This is a genomic window from Pseudomonas brassicae (genome assembly GCF_010671725.1).
Taxonomy (GTDB): domain Bacteria; phylum Pseudomonadota; class Gammaproteobacteria; order Pseudomonadales; family Pseudomonadaceae; genus Aquipseudomonas; species Aquipseudomonas brassicae.
The window spans coordinates 1-1,057 of record NZ_JAAHBU010000618.1 but is presented as its reverse complement, the minus strand read 5'-3'; the positions used below and the strand labels follow the sequence as shown (position 1 = coordinate 1,057).

1 protein-coding gene is annotated in these 1,057 nt (G+C 70.4%); it reads right to left on the bottom strand.

What is annotated here, in order from left to right:
* Positions 1 to 1,057, bottom strand: a 1,057-nt coding sequence (locus G3436_RS26670; protein ID WP_420801263.1) for a rhodanese-like domain-containing protein, incomplete at both ends; no start/stop codon positions are given.

Genomic DNA, 1,057 nt, shown 5'->3' with positions numbered 1-1,057 from the left:
ACTGTGCGCCTTGCAGGTGACGCTTGCGGTAGGCGGTGCTGTGGCGCAGGTCCAGTAGCAAGGCACCCTCCAGCTCGCCCGCGTGGCCTCGGCCAGGGTCAACGCCAGCGCGGGCGGGGTCGGCAAGGCCAGGCCATGCTCAAGGCCACGTTCAAGACCGCCTTCGAGCACATACGCCTCGTGGCCCATCTGCCGCAGCCAGCTGGCCACCACCGGGGCGCGCACGCCGTCGTCGTCAAACAGCACCACCCGCGCCTTGCGCACGCCCAGGTACAGATCAGTGCCCTGCACCAGCTGGCCGCCGGGGCAATGTTGTGCGCCGGGCAGGCTGCCCGCGGCAAATTCCTCCGGGGTGCGCACATCGCACAGGAACAGCGAGCGTTGCGCGTCCTGCTGCCATTCACCCACCTGCGCCGCCGCCACCCATTGGACCCGGGCCTTGCGCGCCAGCGTGGCTGCGCGCGCGCGTTGCTGCCCCAGAGCCTTGCCGCTGTGCGGCGGGTACCCACGCTGGCCACCGTGCTCCAGCGGCAGGTCGACCAGGTACCAGCCCTGGGTGCCGTTCTCCAGCGCGTACACTGGGTTTTCGACCCCCAGGTTGATCAGGGTTTGCGCGCCGATGATGCTGCGGGTGCGCCCGGCGCAGTTGATCACCAGCGGGGTATGCGGGTCGCTGACCAGGTCTTCCAGGCGGTAGCCCAGCTCACCGTTGGGGCAACAGGTGGCGCCGGGGATGTTCATCTTGGCGAACTCCTCCAGCGGCCGACCGTCGAGCAGCACCAGCGGCTTGCCCTGGCGCTGCCACTCGGCCAGTTGCGGCGCGCTGATGCGCGGTGTGTGGCAGACGTGCTCGACCAGTTCGCCAAAGGCTTTGGACGGCAGGTGCACTCCGGCGAACAGCTCAAAACCTGCACCCTGCCAGCCCCGGCTGCCGCCTTCGAGCCAGTGCACGGCGCTGTAGCCCAGCGCCTGCAAGCGCTGCGCCGCGCCGGCCAGCTCGCCGCCGGTAGCGTCGTAGACCACCACCCGCACCGCAGGGTTCGGCGCCAGGCGCGGG